Raw genomic sequence first — 19,331 nt, 5'->3', positions numbered from 1 at the left:
CGGTCTCCTAGAGCAATAGAACGGCCGCAAGGCCCAGGAAGGCGAAAAAGCCCACCACATCGGTCACAGTGGTCACAAAGGCGCCGGAGGCCAGTGCCGGGTCAATTCCGGTTTTCTCCAATAGAACCGGGATCACCGTGCCCGCCAGTCCCGCCACGACCAGATTGACCACCATAGCGACGGCAATCACCACGCCCAGCATCGGCGAGCCGAACCACGCCAACCCCACCAGCCCCATGACGATGGCAAAGATCACCCCGTTGACCAGCCCCACCAGAACTTCGCGGCGGATCACCCGCCAGACGTTGGAGCCGGTGAGGTCCCGGGTGGCGATGGCCCGCACCGCAACCGTCAGCGACTGAGTGCCCGCGTTGCCGCCCATGGAGGCGACAATCGGCATCAGCACCGCCAGCGCCACGAACTTGGCGATGGTGTCCTCGAACTGGGCAATCACCAGCGAGGCCAGCACCGCCGTCACCAGGTTCACCGCCAGCCAGGGGAAGCGGCGCTTGGTGGTCTCGATCACCCGGTCGGCAAGCGAGCTTTCCTCGCCTACACCGGCGAGGCGGAGAATGTCCTCCTCGTGCTCCTCGTCCAGCACGATCATCGCGTCGTCGATGGTGATGACGCCGACCAGCCGCCCCTCGTCATCAACCACCGGGGCCGAAATCAGGTGGTACTGGTTGAAGGCATAGGCCACGTCTTCCTCGTCCTGATCGGCGGGAATGACCTGGAACGTGTCCTCGACCAGGCTGGTCAGCGGCACATGGCGCTTGGCGCCCATGATCCGGCCCAGGGTGACGTTGCCGATCGGATGCAGGCGCGGGTCGACCAGCACCACATGGTAGAACTGGTCCGGCAGATCGTCGGAGTTGCGCATGAAATCAATGGCCTGCCCGACGTTCCAGTGCTCGGGCGCCATCACCACCTCGCGCTGCATCAGGCGGCCGGCGGAGTTTTCCGGGTAGCTGAGCGACTGTTCGACCGCAACCCGGTCGGCGTCTTCCAGCGCGTCCAGGATGGCTTCCTGCTGCGGCACCTCCAGGTCTTCCAGAAGGTCGACGACGTCGTCGCTCTCCAGTTCCCGCACCGCGTCGGCCAGAACCATCGGGTTCAGGATCGAGATCACCTCTTCACGGATGCTCTCGTCCAGTTCCGACAGGATCTCGCCGTCGAACTCCCGGTCATAAAGCCGGATCAGGCTGGTCCGGTCATCGGAATCGATCTGTTCCAGAAGGTCGGCGATGTCGGCCGCGTGCAGGTCTTCCAGCAGCTCCGTCAGGGTCTGCTGGTCGCCCTGCTCCACTGCCTCCAGAACCTGCGCGACCAGCTTGCGGTCGAGGTCGTAGGCGTCTTCCTGAGGCTGGTCGCCGGTGATGTTGTCGCCGCTGCTCATCTGATGCCCCCCGGATTTTCTTGGTCTTTGCGTGCAAAATAGATGACGCCGCCACCGGAAAACAATGCCAATGCCGCAATTTACCCGCGCCCTTTCGGCGGGTATCCTGCGCCGAGCAATTTTGCAAGGAAAGGGTTGGACGCATGGGCACCGGTTACATCCTGAACGGGCAGGTTCTTGCCTTTTCCGCCTCTCCCTTTGCCTCGGAGCGACCGGAAGACGCGGCCCGGCTGCAGGAGGCGGTTGCGGTGCAGGACGGGCGGATTGCCGGCGCCGGCACGCTGGCGGAAATGCAGGCGCTGCTGCCGGAGGCGGAGACCGTGGACCACTCCGGCAAGCTGATCCTGGCGGGGTTTGTCGATGCCCATGTGCATTACCCGCAGACCGCCATCATTGCCAGCTGGGGCAAACGGCTGATCGACTGGCTGAACAGCTACACCTTCCCGGAGGAAATGCGGTTCGGCGACCGCGGGTATGCCGATGAAATCGCAAACCGCTACCTGGACCTGACCGCGGCCCATGGCACCACCACGGTCTGCAGCTATTGCACCATCCACCCCGAAAGCGCGGATGCGTTCTTTGCCGCGGCGCAGGCGCGCGGGCAGCGGGTGGCGGCGGGCAAGACCTGCATGGACCGCAACGCGCCCGACGGGCTGCGCGACACCCCGCAGTCGGCCTATGACGACAGCGAGGCGCTGATTGCGCGCTGGCACGGGGTGGACCGGCTGGAATATGCGATCACACCACGGTTCTCCCCTACCTCGACACCCGAACAGCTGGAGGCAATGGGCGCGCTTTGGGCCAAGCACCCGGAATGCCTGATGCAGACGCATCTGAGCGAGCAGACGGATGAGATCGAGTGGGTGAAATCGCTGTTCCCGCAGGCCCGCGATTACCTGGACACCTATGAAGAATTCGGTCTTTTAGGGGCCAAGGGGCTTTACGGCCACGCCATCCACCTGGAGGAGCGCGAGCGGCACCGGCTGCGGGAATTCGGCGCGGCGCTGATCCATTGCCCGACGTCGAATACCTTCATCGGCTCCGGCCTGTTCGATATGGCCGGGCTGATGGCCGAAGGCCAGCGCATCGGCCTTGCCACCGACACCGGCGGCGGCTCCAGCTTTTCGATGCTGCGCACGATGGCGGCGGCTTATGAAATCGGCCAGCTGCGCGGCACCCCGCTGCACGCGGCGCAGCTGTTGTGGCTGGCGACCCAGGGCTCTGCCACGGCGCTGCGGATGGAAGGGAAGATCGGGAACATCGCGGCAGGCATGGACGCGGATCTGGTGGTGCTGAACCTGGCCTCCACCCCGGCCATCACCCAGAGGTCCGAGCGGGCCGGAGATGTGTGGGAAGCGGTGTTCCCAACCATCATGATGGGCGATGACCGCGCCATTGCCGAGGTCTGGATCGGCGGCAAGCCGGTCAAGCGCAGCTAGCAGCGCCGGATCAGCAGCCCGGCCGGGCCAGCACCATCACCCAGATATTGCCCGCGCCGCGGGCGACGGCGAATTCGGTCACCTCGCGGCTGAGCATGTTTCTGCGGTGGCCGCGGGAGGCTTGCCAGCTGGCCATCGCCTCGGCCAGCCCGGGCTGGCCCTTGGCAATGTTCTCGGCAGCCGCGCACCAGCCATAGCCAGCACGCTTCAGGCGGGTGCCAAGACTGCTGCCGCCGCTGCCGGTGTGGGAAAAGAACCCTTTGCGCGCCATGTCCCCGGCATGGGCCTGCGCGGCCTGTTCCAGCCCGGCGGAATAAGCCAGCGGCGGCAGGCCGGAGCCTGCACGCAAGCCATTGACGCCGGCCACGGCGGCGGAGCGGTCCACATCTTCCGCCTGGGCCTCGACGGCCCACAGGAGGAGGAAGGCCGCGGCAAGCCGCCGTTTCTTCATGGCGTCACCCCTGCATCAGCTTGTGCGCCAGGCCGCGATGGCGCTCCAGCAGCCGCGGCAGGTCCAAAGTCGCCAGCTCGCCGCCGCGGATGATCTGCCTGCCTTCGACAAACAGGTGTTTGACCTGGGTCGGGCCGGCCAGCAGCAGCGCGGCAGCATCCCAGCTGCCGCTGGAGGCGATGCCGCTTGTGTCCCAGACTGCGATATCGGCGCGCTTGCCCGGCTCCAGCCGCCCGCAGTCGGGGCGGCCCAGCACATCGGCGCCGCCGCGGGTGGCGATCTCCAGCGCTTCATAGGCGCTCATCGCGTCAGCCCCGTTTGCCACCCGCTGCAACAGCATGGCTTGACGCGCCTCAGAGCTGAGGCTGGCCATGTCGTTGCTGGCGGATCCATCGACGCCCAGCCCCACCGGCACGCCTGCATCGCGCATTGCGCGCACCGGTGCAATGCCGCTGCCAAGGCGGCAGTTCGAACACGGGCAATGGGCAACCCCGGTGCGAGTTCTGGCAAAGAGATCAATCTCTTGCCCGTCGAGTTTAACGCAGTGCGCATGCCAGACATCATCGCCGGTCCAGCCTAGTTCCTCGGCGTATTGGCCGGGGCGGCAGCCAAAATTTGCCTCAGAATAAGCGATGTCCTCGTCGTTCTCGGCCAGGTGAGTGTGCAGCATCACCCCCTTGTCGCGGGCCAGCAGCGCAGCATCGCGCATCAGCTCGCGGCTGACGGAGAACGGCGAGCACGGTGCCAGGCCTACACGGCACATGGAGCCTTCTTCAGGGTCGTGGAAAGCGTCCACCACCCGGATCATGTCATCGAGGATTGCGCTCTCATCCTCGACCAGGCTGTCCGGCGGCAGGCCGCCGTCGCTTTCGCCGATGCTCATGGCGCCGCGGGTCGGATGAAAGCGCAGGCCGATATCGCGGGCGGCGTGGATGGTGTCCTCCAGCCGGGCGCCGTTGGGATAAAGGTACAGGTGGTCGGAGCTGAGCGTGCAGCCTGACAGCGCCAGTTCGGCAAGGCCCAGCTGGGCGGAAACAATCATCTCATCCGGGGTGAATCGGGCCCAGATGGGGTAAAGCCGCTGCAGCCATCCGAACAGCAGCGCATCCTGCGCGCCAGGAACCGCGCGGGTCAGGTTCTGGTACAGATGGTGATGGGTGTTGACCAGCCCGGGGGTGACCACGCAACCGCGGCCGGAGATCACGTCGCCGCTGGTCTGCAGCCCCTGCCCCACTGCGGCAATCACGCCGCCGCGGATCAGCACATCTGCGCCGTGCAGCACACGGCGGGAATCGTCCATCGTCAGGACGGTATCGGCGTTTTGAATCAGGATCTCTGTCATATCCACACACTCCTAGAGACAGCCCGCTTCATGGGAATGTGTGATCGGCCGATGGAAAACGGGCGAAGAACCGGCCTGCGGCAAAGCTATAGGCCAAGGCTGCCGGTTTCAACCCGTCTATGGCTGGCGCAGCAGCTCCAGCGCTGCCGCGTGGATCTCTGCATTGGCCGCCGCCAGGGCGCGGCCGCCGTTGTGGGCCGGGTTGCCCTGCCAGTCGGTGACGATGCCGCCTGCCGCCTGGATCACCGCAATCGGCGCCTGGATGTCATAGGCGTTGAGGCCCGCCTCGATCACCAGATCCGCCTGCCCGGCCGCAACCAGGGCATAGGCGTAGCAGTCCATGCCGTAACGGGTCAGCTTGGCCCGGGCGGAAACCCGTTCGAAGCCCGCGCGTTCTTCGGCGGTCCCGACCTCGGGAAAGGTGGTGAACAGGATGGCGTCGGCCAGCGCCGCGGTGCCAAGCGTTTGCAGGGGCCTTTCACCCAGCGGACCGGTCATCGTGGCGGTCTCCGGCCCGCCGCAGAAGCGCTCGCCGGTATAGGGCTGGTCGATCACGCCAAGGAAAGGGCCGTTTTCATCCGCCAGCGCAATCAGCACCCCCCAGGTCGGCGTGCCGCTGATGAAGCCGCGGGTGCCGTCGATCGGGTCCAGCACCCAGGTGCGGCCGGAGCTGCCGGCCTCAGCGCCGAACTCCTCGCCCAGGATACCGTCCTGCGGGCGCAGCTCGGCCAGCACCGCCCGCATCGCCTGCTCGGCGGCGCGGTCGGCCACGGTCACCGGGTCGAACCCGCCGGCCAGCTTGTTTTCGGTGTTCAGCGAGGACGTGCGGAAATGCGGAAGGATGGCGGCGCGGGCTGCGTCTGCCATCCTGTGTGCTACGTCGAGATCGGAAAGAGCGGCCTGTGTCATACCCGAACGGGTGCCACCAGGCCGCCTTCATTGCAAGCGCAAACCCGCCTTTCGCGGTCTTTTGCGCCGCAAAGCCGTGTCCGCGGCCGCCTTGTCTTCAGGCGACGTCGCTCAGCACCCGGGCCAGTTCGAACAGGCGGCGGCGCTGGTTTTCCGGAATTGCATAGTAGGAGCGCACCAGATCCAGTGCTTCCTTGTCGCCCATCAGGTCCTCCGGCACGGAGGCTTTCTCGGCGGGGGACTTGCCCTCTTCCTGCAGGCCCTCGAAGAAGAAGCTTACAGGCACTTCCAGCGCGTCGGAAATATCCCACAGGCGGGAGGCGCTGACCCGGTTGGCACCGGTTTCATACTTCTGGATCTGCTGGAATTTGATGCCGACCTGCTCAGCGAGCTGCTGCTGCGTCATGCCAATCAGCCACCGGCGATGGCGGATCCGCTTTCCCACGTGCACGTCTACGGGATGAGCCATGCGATTCTCCTAAATCTGTACATCCGGCTGCAACCCGGACCGCTGTTCCAATAACATGTTGCGGCGATTTCCACTGCTTGCCGGAAACACGTTTCCCCATCAGAGCGATCTGACCTCAACCTCTGAGCAAAAGTGTACAACCCTTGCGGTTGATTGCAAGACTGCCGTCGCGCGTTACGAGGGGTTGAAAGTCAAGCGCATGATTTCATGTATCATTTTTCTAAACGTTTTATTGCCAAGCAGCTGGGGATCGCGTACCTCCCCAGAAATAGCGAGATGCGCGGCGCGGCGGCAGGCCGACAGTGTGGCCGTGCGAATCATGCCGATTCCCGTAACAGGTGAGGAGAGGACATGCAGGCTTTCCAGGTTTCAGCTTTCGGCCAGCCGGCCGCTTTGACGCAAACGGAGTGCCCGCTCCCCGGTCCCGGGCAGGCAGCTGTCGCCCTGCGGGCCTGCGGACTGAATTTCGCCGACCTCCTGATGATGAAGGGCAGCTACCAGGACACGCCGGAGCCGCCCTTTACCCTGGGGCTGGAAGCGGCCGGGGTGGTCACTGCGCTTGGCGCGGGCACCGAGGGTTTTGCCATCGGCGACCGGGTGGCGGTGTTCGGCGGCTCCGGCGGGCTGGCAGAGGCGGGGGTGTTTGATGCCGCGCGGCTGATCCGGATCCCGAATGCGATGAGTTTCGAACATGCCGCGGCCATTCAGATCGCCTATGGCACCAGCCATATGGCGCTGGATCACTGCGCCCGGCTGCAGCCTGGGGAGACCCTGCTGGTGACCGGCGCCGCGGGCGGCGTCGGGCTGACCGCGGTGGAGATCGGCAAGCTGATGGGCGCGACGGTGATCGCCCAGGCCCGCGGCCAGGAGAAGCTCGATGTCGCCGCTGCCGCGGGCGCCAATCACCTGATCGACGCCGGCGAGGACCTGCGCAGCGCGGTCAAGGCGCTTGGCGGGGCGGATGTGGTCTATGACGCCATTGGCGGCGATGTGTGGAAGGCGGCCTTCCGCTCTGCCAATCCCGGCGCGCGGCTGCTGCCGGTCGGTTTTGCCGGCGGCGAAGTGCCGCAGATCCCGGCCAACCATCTGCTGGTGAAGAACCTGACGGTGATCGGCTTCTACCTGGGCGGCTACATGAAGTTCCGCCCCGAGGCGGTGCGCCGCTCCTTTGAGACGCTGTTTGCCTGGCACGGCGCGGGCCGCATCAAGCCCCACATCAGCCACACCCTGCCGCTGGAGCAGGCGGGCGACGGCCTGGAGCTGCTGCGCAGCCGCAAATCGACCGGCAAGGTGGTGATCACCATGGGCGGCAGCTGACAGGCCGAACGGCCGCAGTTCGGGCTCCCGCCCGCAGACAGAGCATTTCTGCGAAATGCACCGCAGCGGTTGGGCCAGGCTCAGCGGGCGCGGCGCTGAGCCTGGCCCAAGGCCGCCAAGGATGCGCTGGCCACGCCAGGGCAGCCTGCGGGCGCGGGAGTTCCGGCCTGCAGGCTTGTCAGCTGGCCGCCCGCAGCGGCGTGGCCCACAGCCCCTGGAACCCCTGCCGGATGAACTCCGCCAGTTCCTCGACATAGGGCGCGTGCACGCGCTCCGCGCCGTAAAGATTGATGTGCTGCATCGGCAGTTCCGGCAGTCCGCTACTTTGGGTGATCAGCTCCTGATAAGACGGCTGGGTGCCCTCCAGCAGCACGCCAACAGCCAGGTCGGCGCTGACGGTTGCCTCGACCGTGCGGTCGGAATCGCTGTCCAGCGCCATTTCCCATTCAATGCCGGCCTCATCCAGCGCCGCCGTGGCCACCGGGCGGAAGCTGCAGTTGCGGCAGAAGCCGAGCCGCAGCGGGCGCTGCCGCCAGACCGCGCCGTCGGGCGCGCCAACCCAGCGCAGCGGCATGCTGTGAATGGTCTCGCCGCCCTCGCCCGCGCCGGTTTCGGTGGTCAGGATCAGGTCGAAGGCGCCGCGCGCGAACTCGGCCTTGAGGTCGCGGGTGTTGGAGGTGCAGAGGTTCACATTGACCCGCGGATAGCTGAGGCTGAACCGCTTCAGCACCTGCGGGATCACCGGATGCACCACGTCATGCGGCACCCCAAGGAGCACCTCGCCCTCAAAGGCCTGGTCGGTCAGCCGGCTGATCACCTCGTCATTCAGCGCCACCATCTTGCGGGCATAGCCCAGCATCTGTTCACCCTCGGCGGTCAGCGCGATGGTGCGGCCCGACCGGTCCAGCAGTTCCAGCCCCAAAAGCTCCTCCAGCCGCTTCATCTGCATCGAGACCGCCGACTGGGTCAGATGCAGGAAACCGGCGGCGCGGGTCACCCCGCCGTATTCCGCCACCGCGACAAAGGAGCGGAGCGTGGTGATATCGAGATTTCTTACCATCACAGAACCTGATTCATTGGATCAAAAACATTCGTTTTAAAAATATGCCACAGCATCCCATATTCATCAACACAATTGATCGCCCCAAAGGGAAGCATCACAAACATAACTGAAGGACCAAGCCCATGACCCTCGCAACCTCATCCTGCACCGCCCCCTGCCGCGCCGCCAAGCCGCAGCTTTCAATAACGTCCCGCCTGCGCCTTCACATGGCGGCATGGCGCCAGCGCCGCCAGCTGGCGCGGCTCGATGCGCGCGCGCTGGAGGACATCGGCGTGACCCGGGCGCAGGCGGACGCGGAGGCCCGCGGCGGGTTCTGGAAAGCGCCGGATCACTGGCACGGCTGAGCCGGTTCCGGCCAGTCAGGCGCCGGCCTGACGGACGGGCCGCCGCAGCGCGGCCCGTTTGGTTGTTTTTTCATGTATTTCTTTGTCCGAAATACTTGAACCGAACTCCGCTTCACCCGATATTTGGCTGGAAAGCTGCCGCCTGCGGTCCTGTTCGCGTGCCGGCAGCGAGGGAGTAGATTACGGAGACCATTCAATATGGCACAATTCGATACCATCCGCTCTGCCGCAGGCGCCCGCGCCGCGCAGATTGATGAGGGCCTCCGCGCCCATATGAACAAAGTCTATGCCACCATGTCGGCAGGCACGTTCATCACCTTCCTGGCCGCCTGGGCGATTGCCGGGCTGGCGGTCACCTCGGACCCGGCCAATGCCGTGGCCCAGCTGAGCGCTGACAAATACCTGACCAACATCGGCTACGCGCTTTACGCCTCGCCGCTGAAGTGGGTGATCATGTTCGCGCCGCTGGCCTTCATCTTCGGCATCGGCGCCGCCGCCAACCGCATGTCCGCGGCCGGCGTGCAGCTGCTGTTCTATGTCTTCGCCACCGTGATGGGCCTGTCGATCAGCTCGATCTTCCTGGTCTTCACCGGCGAAAGCATCGTGCAGGTGTTCCTGATCACCTCCATCGCCTTTGCGGGCCTGTCGCTGGTGGGCTACACCACCAAGAAGGACCTCAGCGGCATGGGCTCCTTCCTGATCATGGGCCTGATCGGCCTGATCGTGGCGTCGATCGTCAACATCTTCCTGGCGTCCTCCGCCATGGCGTTTGCGATCTCGGTGATCGGCGTGCTGATCTTTGCAGGCCTCACCGCCTATGACACCCAGCGGATCAAGAACGACTACCTGCAGATGGCCCACGCGGGCGACCAGGAGTGGCTGGCGAAATCCGCGATCATGGGCGCGCTGAGCCTCTACCTGGACTTCATCAACATGTTCATGATGCTGCTCCAGCTGCTTGGCAACCGCGAATAACCGCAGGCCACATTCCAACACAGCGAGGGGCGGATCTCAGCGATCCGCCCCTTTTCATTTTCAACAACGATAACAAGGGACACACCCATGAAAATCATTGAGATCCCGGCGGCAGAGGCAGGCCGCCTGCTGCCGCTGCTGCAGGACCTGCACGCGCTGCACGCCCAGCATCAGCCGGAGCGCCACATCCCGGCGCCCGGCAGCGGCGATCTGGCTGCCTGGCTGCAACGCTGGCTGCAGGAGGAGAACGTGTTTGCGCTGGCCGCAGAGAGCCCGCAGGGGGCGCTGCTGGGCTACCTGATCTATGAGCTACAGGACCGCCCCGCCCTGCCCGTCCGCGCCGCCGAAAAACGCGCCATGCTGCACCATATCTCGGTCACCGAAGCCTGGCGCCGGATGGGCGTCGGCAAGGCGCTGGTGGAGGCGATGAAGACGCGGGCGCTGGCAGAGGGCGCCACGGTGATTGCGGCCACCTATGCGCCGTTCAACAGCGCCTCGGCGGCGCTGATGCAGGGCATGGGGATGGAACCGGTGCTGACCGTGGCAGAGTGGCGCGCCTGAGGTCAGGCGCCGGAGCAATCAAGGCCGGCGGAAATGGCAATCGCCCCCTGCCGGCCCGGCACCTTGCGGAGGCTTCCATCCACGCGGCAGCCCGAGACGCTCTGCAGCAGGCTGCGCAGCTCCACCTCCGCGATCTCCGGCAGGACGGGCACCGCGCTGGTTTCCGGGACGCTCAGCACCGCGACACCGGCGCTGCCTGCGCGCACCAGGCTCAGCGCCAGCCTGCGCCCGTTCAGGCGCACAAACCTGTCCGATACCGCCTGCTGCGCTGCCCCGTGCTGACGGGGGGCTGCTGCCGCAACGGGTAAAGGCGCGGCACTGACGGCCGGGGGCAGCCGCACCGCGGCCTTCTCCTCAAAGAAACTGGACACCGGCGCCCCGGCCGCTGACAGCACCGCCGCTAACATGATTACCCTCACAACACATCCACCCGCTTGCTTGTTCACCCACAAGCCACAGGCTAGGCCGGAAATGGGGCAACAAGGTGCCGGAGCACCCGGCAATCCGCGCGGCATTTTCCGACAATTGCAGACAGCGGGCCGATGCGGATGCACGGCGCAGATGAAGGCGCAAAAGAAAACGGGCCGCGCATCGCGCGACCCGTTTCCGGAAATCGGTCCGTAAGGAAGGCTTACTTGATTTTGCCTTCTTTGTACTCGACGTGCTTGCGCACGACCGGGTCATACTTACGCACGACCATTTTCTCGGTCATGGTGCGTGCGTTTTTCTTGGTCACATAGAAGTGGCCGGTGCCCGCGCTCGAGTTCAGGCGGATCTTGATGGTGGTCGGCTTCGCCATGGTGCTTCTCCTGCGTCCGAAAAGGCAGGGGCCTCTCGGTAAATTCCTATCTGAAGCCCGGCTTTTACCCGCCCTGCGCCCCAAGTCAACAGCCAAATCGCCCGGAAACCGCCCCGGAGGGCCAATTCTGCCCGCCCGCCCCGCGCAACAGGGGCTTTCAGCGGCTTTCCCGCCGATTGGGGCGGTGAAACATCGCTTTCCGCCGTGATTGCCCCATTTCAATGGCTGAAGATCCGCGCCACAGACCGAAAGCCCTGCCGATGCCCGAACCCGGGGATTCCAGCCACTTAGCCCAGCAGCCGAATCTTCTGGTGCGCGCAGTGGCCGGTCTGGCGGTTTCGCTGCGGCACAAGCTGCTGGCCGCCTTTCTGACCGGAACCGGCCTGGTGATTGTGCTTGCGCTGCTGGGGCTGCAGACGCTGCTGCAGGCCAATGAGCGGACCCGGCAGCTGATCCGCGATCAGCAGCAGATCGCAGCCTATAACCGCATCTATCAAAGCGCAGGCGACGCCTTGGTGTTTGCCATGGCCAGCACGTCCAAGACCCCGGGCCGCATGGGGCTGCCCTTGGCCCAGGCGCTGAATGAAGCCAATGACCTGACCGTCATCGTTGCCCGCCACGCGCGGCAGGTGGAGCTTCAGAACCTGCCCAGGGATCAGCGGCTGCCGGCACTGCAGCGGACCGCGCAGCGACTGCCGCCTGCCGCAACGGCCCTTGCGCAGGCCCGGCGGACCGGCGGCACGGCGCGTGTTGCCGAACTGGTGGAAAAGCAGTTCACCCCGATCGCCCTGAGTCTGCAGCGCGATGCCTATACAATCGCCAAGGACATCGAACGGCGGATGAACCTGCGCGCGCAGGAGACCGCCCAGGCCTACGCGCGTGCCCGCGCTCTGGTCATCGGGGCCAGCGTGGCCGCGGTCCTGCTGTCGCTGCTGGCGGGTTATGCGATCTCCTCCTCCGTGCTCTGGCCGGTGGAGCAGATCGGCCGCACGCTGAGCGCAGTCGCCTCCGGCAATTTCACTGCCAGGGCCGCTGTTCCCAACCGGGATGAATTCGGCGGGCTGGCCAGGAACGCGAACAGCATGAGCCGGGAGCTGGGCGCGCTGTACGAGGAGGTCAATGCGCAGAAGGAGGAGCTGAGGACCTGGAACAGCCAGCTGGAGCGCAAGGTGGCGCATCAGGTCGCCGAGCTGGAGCGAACCAACCGGCTGCGCCGTTTCCTGCCGGAGCCGGTGGCGGCGATGATCGTGAACGCGGGTGACGGCAACGCCCTGCTGAACAGCCAGCGCCGCACCGTGACGGTTCTGTTTGCAGACCTGCGGGGCTTCACCGCCTTTGCCAGTGCGGTTGCCCCGGAACAGGTGATTGCGGCGCTCAACGCCTTTCACCAGACCGCCGGGCCGCTGATTGATCAGGCGGGCGGCACGCTGGAGCGGTTTCTGGGCGACGGGCTCCTGGTTCTGTTCAACGCGCCGCTGCCCTGCGAGGATCCGGCCGGGCAGGCGCTGGCGCTGGCGCAGCAGATGCAGGCGGCCTTTCCCGAGGCCCTGAGACCTTTTCAAACCGGCGGCAGCCGGATCGGCCTAGGGATCGGGATTGCCACCGGCGAGGCGACGCTGGGCCAGATCGGTTTCGAAGGGCGGCTGGACTATGCGGCAATCGGCGCGGCGCCGAACCTGGCGGCCCGGCTCTGCGAGCAGGCGCAAAGCGGGCAGATCCTGCTGTGCGAGGCCACCGCCAAGGCCATTGGCGCCGGTCTGCAGAAAGCCGGCAGTTTCGAGTTGAAGGGCATACCCGGAGCAGCCGCTGCCTATGAACCGGAAAAACGCGCAGAAGGCCTGTAAGCCGGATCCTGTCCCCCCTGCCCCGTAAGGCAGGGATCGATGGCCATTCATCTAGGCGGCGCATTGCTGCGCCGCTCAAGCTGCCAACCCGGTCCCTCTCGGCTGAAGCGAACCTAGCGGCGGTTTTCCGGCGAACCGGAACCTGCCCGCGCGGGGACCCTATTTGGCATTGCTCCCGGTGGGGCTTGCCGTGCCGCCCCTGTTGCCAGGGGCGCGGTGGGCTCTTACCCCACCGTTTCACCCTTACCAGCCCGGGGGCTGGCGGTCTGTTTTCTGTGGCGCTTTCCGTCGGGTTTCCCCGCCCGGGCGTTACCCGGCACCGCTGCTTCATGGAGTCCGGACTTTCCTCCCGCACGGGGCTCCCCCCGCGCCGGCGGCCATCCAGCCTTCTGCGCGAGGGGAGGCGTAGGAACAACGGCGCCCGCCGTCAAGCGGATAGTGCGGCGGCAGGGGCTTTGCCCCTTTTGGCGAAGGGCCAATTCACCCCAGGATATTTCCAGCCAGATGAATAATGGATCCGCTCTTCATCTGGCCCCCAATATCCCGGAGCGCGAGGCAGAGCCTCGCATAAGCCCCCCTTAGCGGACCAGCGGATGCAAAGGCAGAAAGTCTTCTGCCGAGAGCGGGCCGCGCGCCCAGGGCCGGAACCGCAGCCGCACAGCCGCCAGAAGCGTTCGATCATCAGCAGGTGCCGTGAAACCGGCCGCGGCGGCGGCTTGGCGGAAGTCCTCAAATTTCATGCTCTGCGGCTGCGGCGCCCCGAAGCCTCCCGCGGCCAGCCCAAGCCGGGCCAGGCGCGCCCAGTCGAAACGCGGGCCGGGGTCGCATTTGCGTCCCGGCGCCATGCAGGAATGGCCGATCACCCCCGCAGGCGGGATGTCCCGGCGCTGCATGATGCCGCGCATCAGCGCTTCCAGCGCCGCCATCTGCGGTTCGCTGAACGGATGGGTGCCGTGGTTGTCGAGCTCAATGCCGATGGAGCGGGAGTTGATGTCCGCCTGCCCGGCCCATTCGCCGGCGCCTGCGTGCCAGGCGCGGCTGTCTTCCGCCACCATCTGCCACAGGCCGCCGTCCGCACCGATCAGGTAGTGGGCGGAAACCTCGGCCGCCGGATCGCAAAGCCGGTCCAGCGCGGCCGCGGCACTGTCCATCGCGGTGTAGTGCAAAACGATCAGGGACGGCGTCAGGCCATCCCTGCGGGGCCCGAAATTCGGGCTGGGGTGCCAAACGGCGCCTGGCTGATCAGCCGTCATCAGTTCTGGACGGCCAGCCGGTAAGGCGCCGGATCCCAGCCGCAGGCAAAGCCGTCGCCATCCGGGTCCAGCACCTTGCGGTCGCGCTCGGGGCCGCCGCTTTCGAGGAAGGCGACCTGGGCCTGGTCGGGCGAGGCGAACTCCGCGCAGTTGCGGGCGCTGCGGGCCTTCAGGTTGATGCCTGCGCGGGTGTAGATCCGCACGCCCTTGGGGTTGGAGGTGCTGAGCGCGTATTTCACGATGTTCGGCCCGCTATCGCCAGCGCGTTCCGGCACCGCGGTGGGCTGCACCTGCTGGTACTGCGACCGCTGCCGCTCCAGCCGCGCAGCGTCGCTTTCGATCGACTGGCGTGCCGACACTGCCTGGAAATCGTTCTCGTCCGAGATGCCCGCGTTGCCTGCCAACTGCGGCGCCGGGTTGGACGGGCTGGCGTCCAGCGGCGCCGTGCCGGTCCCTGTGCCGGAATTGGCGCGGGAGGCTGCCAGGGCCGCTTCGGTCTGGCGGGCGATGTCCGCGTCGCCGGCGGACGCCGCGGCGCTGCTGAACGTGCCGGCAGCGGTTGTGGTGCCGGCGCTGCGCGGCGCGGCAGCGGTCTGATAGGTTTCCGTGGACACCCGCGCGGGCGGCACCAGCGGATCGCCATTGATGGTGGTGCCAGCGGCGGGCGGCGGCGCAAACGGGTCGCCGTCGATGCCAACGCCTGCGGCGCTGTCGGGAACCTGAGGAGAACAGGCAGCCATAACCAGAAGGCTGCCTGCGGCGGCGTAAGATGCGAATGCGCGCATGGGGTACCTGTCAGATCTGCTCAATTGCTTGCGCAGAGGTTTACCACCATTGCTGCGGCTTGGCTACAAAGCCGGCCGCATTCTCAAGCGCATAGGCAGTGTTCAGCAGATCGCCCTCTTCCCAGGGCTTGCCAATCAGCTGCAGGCCCAGCGGCAGGCCCTGGCTGTCCAGCCCGGCAGGCACCGCAACACCCGGCAGGCCCGCCAGGTTAACGGTGACGGTGAACACGTCATTGAGGTACATCTGCACCGGATCCGCCTCGGTCATCTCGCCCAGGCCAAAGGCCGCGGACGGGGTGGCCGGGGTCAGGATCGCATCGACACCGGCGGCAAAGGCGTCCTCAAAGTCCTTCTTGATCAGGGTGCGGACGCGGCGGGCGCGGTTGTAATAGGCGTCGTAGAAACCTGCCGACAGCACGTAGGTGCCGACCATAACACGGCGCTGCACCTCGTGGCCGAAGCCCTCGGCGCGGGTCTTCTCGTACATCTCGGTGATGCCGTCGCCGGCTTCCAGCGTGGCGCGGCGGCCGTAGCGGACGCCATCATAGCGCGCCAGGTTCGAGGAGGCCTCAGCCGGGGCAATCACGTAATAGGCGGGCAGCGCATATTTGGTGTGGGGCAGCGAGATATCGACGATCTCGGCACCGGCTGCCTTCAGCATCTCGGCGCCGTCGGACCACAGCTTCTCGATCTCACCGGGCATGCCGTCCATGCGGTATTCCTTGGGGATACCGATCTTCTTGCCGCGGATGTCGCCGGTCAGCATCGCCTCGAAATCCGGCACCGCCAGTTCGGCAGAGGTCGAATCCTTGGGGTCATGGCCGCACATGGCTTCCAGCATGATCGCCGCGTCGCGCACCGATTTGGTCATCGGGCCGGCCTGGTCCAGCGAAGAGGCGAATGCAACGATGCCCCAGCGCGAGCAGCGGCCGTAGGTCGGCTTGATGCCGACCGTGCCGGTGAAGGCCGCAGGCTGGCGGATCGAGCCGCCGGTGTCGGTGCCGGTGGCCGCCAGGCAGAGGTCGGCCGCCACGGCAGAGGCGGAGCCGCCGGAGGAGCCGCCCGGGGTCAGCTGGGCGTCGTCATTGCCGCGGCGCCAGGGGCTGACGGCATTGCCGTAGACGGAGGTTTCGTTGGAGGAGCCCATGGCGAACTCGTCCATGTTCAGCTTGCCCAGCATGACGGAGCCCGCGTCTGCCAGCTTCTGGCTGACGGTGGATTCATACTCCGGCTTGAAGCCTTCGAGGATCTTCGAGGCCGCCTGCGAGGGCACGCCCTTGGTGCAGAACAGGTCCTTGATGCCGATCGGCAGGCCGCACATGGAGGGCGCATCGCCCGCCTTGATGCGGTCGTCCGCAGCCTTGGCGCGTTCCATCGCAATCTCGGGCGTCTTGTGCACGAAGGCGTTCAGAGCATCAGCCGCGTCGATCGCCTTGAGGCAGGCTTCGGTCAGCTCAACGGAAGTGGTGTCGCCCTTGCGCAGCGCGTCGCGGGCCTCTGCCAGGCCCAGTTTGTTCAGATCGCTCATGTCTCTTACTCCACGACTTTGGGCACTGCGAAGAAGCCTTCGCGGGCGTCCGGCGCATTGGCCAGCACCTTGTCCTGCTGGTTGCCGTCGGTGACTTCATCCGCGCGGCGCTTGAGGCGCTGCGGGGTGACGGAGGTCATCGGCTCGACGCCCTCGACGTCCACCTCGTTCAGTTGCTCGATGAAGCCCAGGATGTTGTTGAACTCGTCTGCCAGCGCCGGCAGCGCGTCGTCCTCGACCTTGATCCGGGCCAGTTTGGCCACCTTGGCGGCGGTGCTTTGGTCAATCGACATGGAAACCCTCATCTGGTGTTGGATAGGCATTTACCGCCGTGCCGCCTGCGCTGCAAGCCGGCATGGGGCGTTCGCTGCGTTGCGCCGGCTTAACCGGGCAGGCGCGGCAAATTATCCGCAGGCTTCAATTCCATTTCGCATCAGGCCTGTTAGGCTTCCGCCAAGGACAACGGGAGGAGAAATGCGATGAAGATCATTTGGCTGGGCCACGGCTCATTCCGTATCGAAACAAGCGGCCAGGTGCTGCTGGTGGACCCCTGGCTGAGCGGCAACCCGGTACTGCCGGAAGACAGCCATGAGGCCGCGATTGCAGGCGCCACCCATATCCTTCTGACCCATGTGCATTTCGACCATGTGGTTGACGTGCTGCCGCTTGCCAAGCGGCTGGAGGTGCCGGTGGTGGGGCAATACGACCTGATGGGCCTTTGGGGCGAGACCGAAGGCGTGCAGACCACCGGCTTCAACAAGGGCGGCACGGTGGACCTGGGCGGGGTCAAGGTTGCGATGGTGCCGGCCTCGCACAGCTCCACCTTCAACACCCAGGACGGCCTGCGCACCGGCGGTTCGGAAGTGGGTTATATGCTGATGGCGGAGGGCAAGACGGTTTATCTGTCCGGCGACACCGCGATCATGGCCGACATGGAGTGGATGGGCGATTACTACAAACCGGACGTTGGCATCCTGTCGGCGGGCGGCCATTTCACCATGGACATGAAACAGGCGGCCTACGCGGCCAAGCGGTACTTCAACTTCAAGACGGTGATTCCCTGCCACTACAAGAGCTTCCCGGTCCTGGAGCAGGACGCCAAGGATCTGATCGAAGGGCTGCCCGGCGTCGATGTCATCGAGCCGGAAGTGATGAAGGCGATCGAAATCTGACCTGTCCGGGCGTGCGGAAAACCTCCCGCCCGTCGCCGGATCTGCAGGGCAGACCCGCTCCCGTTGGGCGTGGCGCCGGGCCTGACGGCCCGGCGCAGACAGGTTTCAGGCTGCCGGTTTCGGCTGCGGCACGGTGAACGCCGCACGGGCCGCAGCCGCCTTGTCCCGGCAGATGCAGCCGCGGGCGTGGTCGTTGATCAGCCCCATCGCCTGCATAAACGCAAAAACCGTGGTCGGGCCGACGAATTTCCAGCCGCGTTTCTTGAGCGCCTTGGACAGCGCCACGGATTCGGGGCTGGTGGAGGCGGTCTGCGGCTCCGGCAGGTCTTCCGGGTTCGGCTCATAGCTCCAGAAAAACGCGGCGAGGGACCCCGCCTCCGCCACCAGCTCCTGCGCGCGGGCGGCGTTGTTGATCACCGCCTCGATCTTGCCGCGGTGGCGGATGATGCCCTTATCCAGCAGCAGCCGCTCCACGTCCCTCGCGCCGAACTTCGCCATCTCGTTGAAATCGAAGCCGGCAAAAGCGGCGCGGAAGTTTTCGCGCTTGTCCAGAATGGTACGCCAGCTGAGGCCGGACTGGAAGCTTTCGAGGCAGACCTTCTCGAACAGGCGGATATCGTCGCCCACCGGGTAGCCCCATTCCTCGTCGTGGTAGCGCAGGAAATCCGGGGCCGCGGCGCTCCAGGCGCAGCGGGGATGGCCATCGGCGGTGGTGACGGTGCGGCTCATTCCCCGCCCCGCAGGAAATCAAGCCGGGGGTCCATCATGGTAGGCGCAACGCCGATGATTTCCGGTTCCACCACGCCGCCGGTCACAAAGGGATCCTGCGCGACACGGGCAAACAGGTCCTCCTCACTTTCACCCACGGCAAGGATCGCACCGCCTTCGCCATCGGTCATTGACCCGGCGGCAAGGAACACCCCGTCCTCGAACCCCTGCTGGAGCCAGGCCTTGTGGCCCTCCAGAAATTCGGCCAGGCGGTCTTTCTGCGCGGCAAATGTCAGCAGTATGAAATACATTCTTGTCTCCTGTGATGCGTATTAGAGGGGGTGAACCGGCGGCAGCTGATCCCTGAGCCAGTCCTGCATCAGCGCCACTTCTCGGTTGATGAAATCCTTGTCGCCAAATGCCTGCGCCAGCGCCGCTGTCCCCTGGCTGCGGGCCAGAAGGTGCATGGCCAAGGCATCCGAGTCCGTGCCGCAGCCCAGCTCTTCGAACTGGCGGCAGAGCCATGTCCGGAACAGGGTGAAAACTGCATTGGCCTGATCCTGCGCCGCATGGTTCAGCTTGCCAAGCTCCGCAACCAGCGTGCCGACCGGACAGCCGTAGAGGGTGATCTTGGCCTGGTTGGCGATCAGGATGCGAATGAAGCAGAAGATCCGCTGCTCCGGGCCGGCGCCTTCCGCCTGCCAGGTGTTCAGCATGGCGCGGGTCGCAGCCAAGCGGCGCGCGATCACTGCTTCAAGAATCTCGTCCTTGGTCTTGAAATGATAGTAGAAATTGCCGCGCGAGATGCCGACCGCCGCGGCGATATCCGCAAACGACGTGGCCTCGAACCCGCGCTCATAGAACAGCTGGTCCGCGGCCTCAGCGATCCGGTCTTTGGTTGCTGGCTGTGGCATCTCCACCCCTAGGACGTTTGACCTAAAAGAAATTTAGGACATTTGACCTACAGATACAACCG

At 65.7% G+C, this 19,331-nt stretch carries 21 protein-coding genes, 1 other RNA gene and 1 pseudogene; 7 read left to right on the top strand and 16 right to left on the bottom strand.

From position 1 onward, the window contains the following. Positions 1–7: 7 nt before the first annotated feature. Positions 8–1,396: a magnesium transporter gene (gene mgtE, locus KUW17_RS09535; RefSeq protein WP_222478372.1), complete on the bottom strand. Its 1,389-nt coding sequence runs from the start codon at positions 1,394–1,396 to the stop codon at positions 8–10. 143 nt (positions 1,397–1,539) lie between these two features. Between mgtE and guaD the strand changes: the two genes are divergently transcribed. After that, positions 1,540–2,835, top strand: a complete 1,296-nt coding sequence (gene guaD, locus KUW17_RS09530; protein ID WP_222478370.1) for a guanine deaminase — start codon at positions 1,540–1,542, stop codon at positions 2,833–2,835. A 10-nt stretch (positions 2,836–2,845) separates the two neighbouring features. Here the strand turns inward: guaD and KUW17_RS09525 are convergent, their stop codons facing one another. The 4 genes from KUW17_RS09525 to KUW17_RS09510 form a co-directional block, all read right to left on the bottom strand. Continuing rightward, positions 2,846–3,286: a CAP domain-containing protein gene (locus KUW17_RS09525; RefSeq protein WP_222478368.1), complete on the bottom strand. Its 441-nt coding sequence runs from the start codon at positions 3,284–3,286 to the stop codon at positions 2,846–2,848. Positions 3,287–3,290: 4 nt separating this feature from the next. Continuing rightward, positions 3,291–4,628: an 8-oxoguanine deaminase gene (locus KUW17_RS09520; protein ID WP_222478366.1), complete on the bottom strand. Its 1,338-nt coding sequence runs from the start codon at positions 4,626–4,628 to the stop codon at positions 3,291–3,293. Positions 4,629–4,745: 117 nt separating this feature from the next. Beyond that, entirely contained in the window at positions 4,746–5,537 is a 792-nt protein-coding gene (gene hisN, locus KUW17_RS09515) for a histidinol-phosphatase (protein ID WP_222478364.1), read from the bottom strand. Positions 5,538–5,634: 97 nt separating this feature from the next. Then, entirely contained in the window at positions 5,635–6,006 is a 372-nt protein-coding gene (locus tag KUW17_RS09510) for a helix-turn-helix domain-containing protein (protein WP_222478362.1), read from the bottom strand. Positions 6,007–6,357: 351 nt separating this feature from the next. On the opposite strand from KUW17_RS09510, the gene KUW17_RS09505 reads away from it, so the two are divergent. Further along, positions 6,358–7,323: an NADPH:quinone oxidoreductase family protein gene (locus KUW17_RS09505; RefSeq protein WP_222478360.1), complete on the top strand. Its 966-nt coding sequence runs from the start codon at positions 6,358–6,360 to the stop codon at positions 7,321–7,323. A 178-nt stretch (positions 7,324–7,501) separates the two neighbouring features. Here KUW17_RS09505 and KUW17_RS09500 read toward each other — a convergent pair whose 3' ends face one another. Continuing rightward, positions 7,502–8,383: a LysR family transcriptional regulator gene (locus KUW17_RS09500; RefSeq protein WP_222478358.1), complete on the bottom strand. Its 882-nt coding sequence runs from the start codon at positions 8,381–8,383 to the stop codon at positions 7,502–7,504. Between the two features lie 125 nt (positions 8,384–8,508). On the opposite strand from KUW17_RS09500, the gene KUW17_RS09495 reads away from it, so the two are divergent. From KUW17_RS09495 to KUW17_RS09485, 3 genes are all read left to right on the top strand, one after another. Beyond that, entirely contained in the window at positions 8,509–8,730 is a 222-nt protein-coding gene (locus KUW17_RS09495; protein ID WP_222478356.1) for a DUF1127 domain-containing protein, read from the top strand. A gap of 198 nt (positions 8,731–8,928) precedes the next feature. Further along, positions 8,929–9,705 carry a Bax inhibitor-1 family protein gene (locus KUW17_RS09490; RefSeq protein ID WP_222478355.1) on the top strand — a complete coding sequence of 259 codons (777 nt, stop codon included), beginning with the start codon at positions 8,929–8,931 and terminating at the stop codon, positions 9,703–9,705. Positions 9,706–9,792: 87 nt separating this feature from the next. Continuing rightward, a complete protein-coding gene (locus KUW17_RS09485; RefSeq protein WP_222478354.1) occupies positions 9,793–10,266 on the top strand; it encodes a GNAT family N-acetyltransferase in 474 nt (157 codons plus the stop codon). A 2-nt stretch (positions 10,267–10,268) separates the two neighbouring features. On the opposite strand, the gene KUW17_RS09480 is transcribed toward KUW17_RS09485, so the two are convergent. Together KUW17_RS09480 and rpmG are read right to left on the bottom strand one after the other, a co-directional pair. Beyond that, positions 10,269–10,673: a hypothetical protein gene (locus KUW17_RS09480; protein ID WP_222478353.1), complete on the bottom strand. Its 405-nt coding sequence runs from the start codon at positions 10,671–10,673 to the stop codon at positions 10,269–10,271. 224 nt (positions 10,674–10,897) lie between these two features. Continuing rightward, complete coding sequence (gene rpmG, locus KUW17_RS09475; RefSeq protein ID WP_008554190.1) at positions 10,898–11,065, bottom strand: 50S ribosomal protein L33; 168 nt, start codon at positions 11,063–11,065, stop codon at positions 10,898–10,900. A 221-nt stretch (positions 11,066–11,286) separates the two neighbouring features. On the opposite strand from rpmG, the pseudogene KUW17_RS23510 reads away from it, so the two are divergent. After that, positions 11,287–12,795, top strand: a pseudogene (locus tag KUW17_RS23510) (adenylate/guanylate cyclase domain-containing protein); the annotation flags it as partial. Positions 12,796–12,890: 95 nt separating this feature from the next. Here KUW17_RS23510 and rnpB read toward each other — a convergent pair. The 5 genes from rnpB to gatC form a co-directional block, all read right to left on the bottom strand. Continuing rightward, positions 12,891–13,302: RNase P RNA component class A (rnpB, locus tag KUW17_RS09460), an RNA gene on the bottom strand. A gap of 185 nt (positions 13,303–13,487) precedes the next feature. Next, entirely contained in the window at positions 13,488–14,162 is a 675-nt protein-coding gene (locus tag KUW17_RS09455; RefSeq protein WP_222478352.1) for an N-acetylmuramoyl-L-alanine amidase, read from the bottom strand. Beyond that, positions 14,162–14,947, bottom strand: a complete 786-nt coding sequence (locus KUW17_RS09450) for a hypothetical protein (protein ID WP_222478350.1) — start codon at positions 14,945–14,947, stop codon at positions 14,162–14,164. Before KUW17_RS09450 ends, KUW17_RS09455 begins: the two co-directional genes overlap by 1 nt. A gap of 40 nt (positions 14,948–14,987) precedes the next feature. Next, positions 14,988–16,475, bottom strand: coding sequence for an Asp-tRNA(Asn)/Glu-tRNA(Gln) amidotransferase subunit GatA (gene gatA / locus KUW17_RS09445; protein WP_222478348.1), 1,488 nt, complete (start codon positions 16,473–16,475; stop codon positions 14,988–14,990). Positions 16,476–16,480: 5 nt separating this feature from the next. Then, on the bottom strand, positions 16,481–16,768 hold the full coding sequence (gene gatC, locus KUW17_RS09440) for an Asp-tRNA(Asn)/Glu-tRNA(Gln) amidotransferase subunit GatC (RefSeq protein WP_222478346.1): 288 nt from the start codon (positions 16,766–16,768) through the stop codon (positions 16,481–16,483). A 186-nt stretch (positions 16,769–16,954) separates the two neighbouring features. On the opposite strand from gatC, the gene KUW17_RS09435 reads away from it, so the two are divergent. Continuing rightward, a complete protein-coding gene (locus KUW17_RS09435; RefSeq protein ID WP_222478344.1) occupies positions 16,955–17,647 on the top strand; it encodes a metal-dependent hydrolase in 693 nt (230 codons plus the stop codon). 105 nt (positions 17,648–17,752) lie between these two features. Here KUW17_RS09435 and KUW17_RS09430 read toward each other — a convergent pair whose 3' ends face one another. Genes KUW17_RS09430 through KUW17_RS09420 form a run of 3 tightly spaced genes read right to left on the bottom strand, consistent with a single transcriptional unit; the run spans position 17,753 to position 19,269 of the window. Then, entirely contained in the window at positions 17,753–18,376 is a 624-nt protein-coding gene (locus KUW17_RS09430) for a DNA-3-methyladenine glycosylase I (RefSeq protein WP_222478342.1), read from the bottom strand. Continuing rightward, positions 18,373–18,666, bottom strand: coding sequence for a YciI family protein (locus tag KUW17_RS09425; RefSeq protein WP_222478339.1), 294 nt, complete (start codon positions 18,664–18,666; stop codon positions 18,373–18,375). The genes KUW17_RS09430 and KUW17_RS09425 overlap by 4 nt, the downstream gene beginning before the upstream one ends. 21 nt (positions 18,667–18,687) lie before the next feature. Then, positions 18,688–19,269, bottom strand: coding sequence for a TetR/AcrR family transcriptional regulator (locus KUW17_RS09420; RefSeq protein WP_222478337.1), 582 nt, complete (start codon positions 19,267–19,269; stop codon positions 18,688–18,690). Positions 19,270–19,331 lie beyond the last annotated feature (62 nt).

It is taken from the genome of Leisingera aquaemixtae, assembly GCF_019801145.1.
GTDB classification, from domain to species: Bacteria; Pseudomonadota; Alphaproteobacteria; order Rhodobacterales; family Rhodobacteraceae; genus Leisingera; species Leisingera aquaemixtae_A.
The sequence above is the reverse complement of the archived record's forward strand: the minus strand, read 5'-3'. Positions and strand labels throughout refer to the sequence as shown.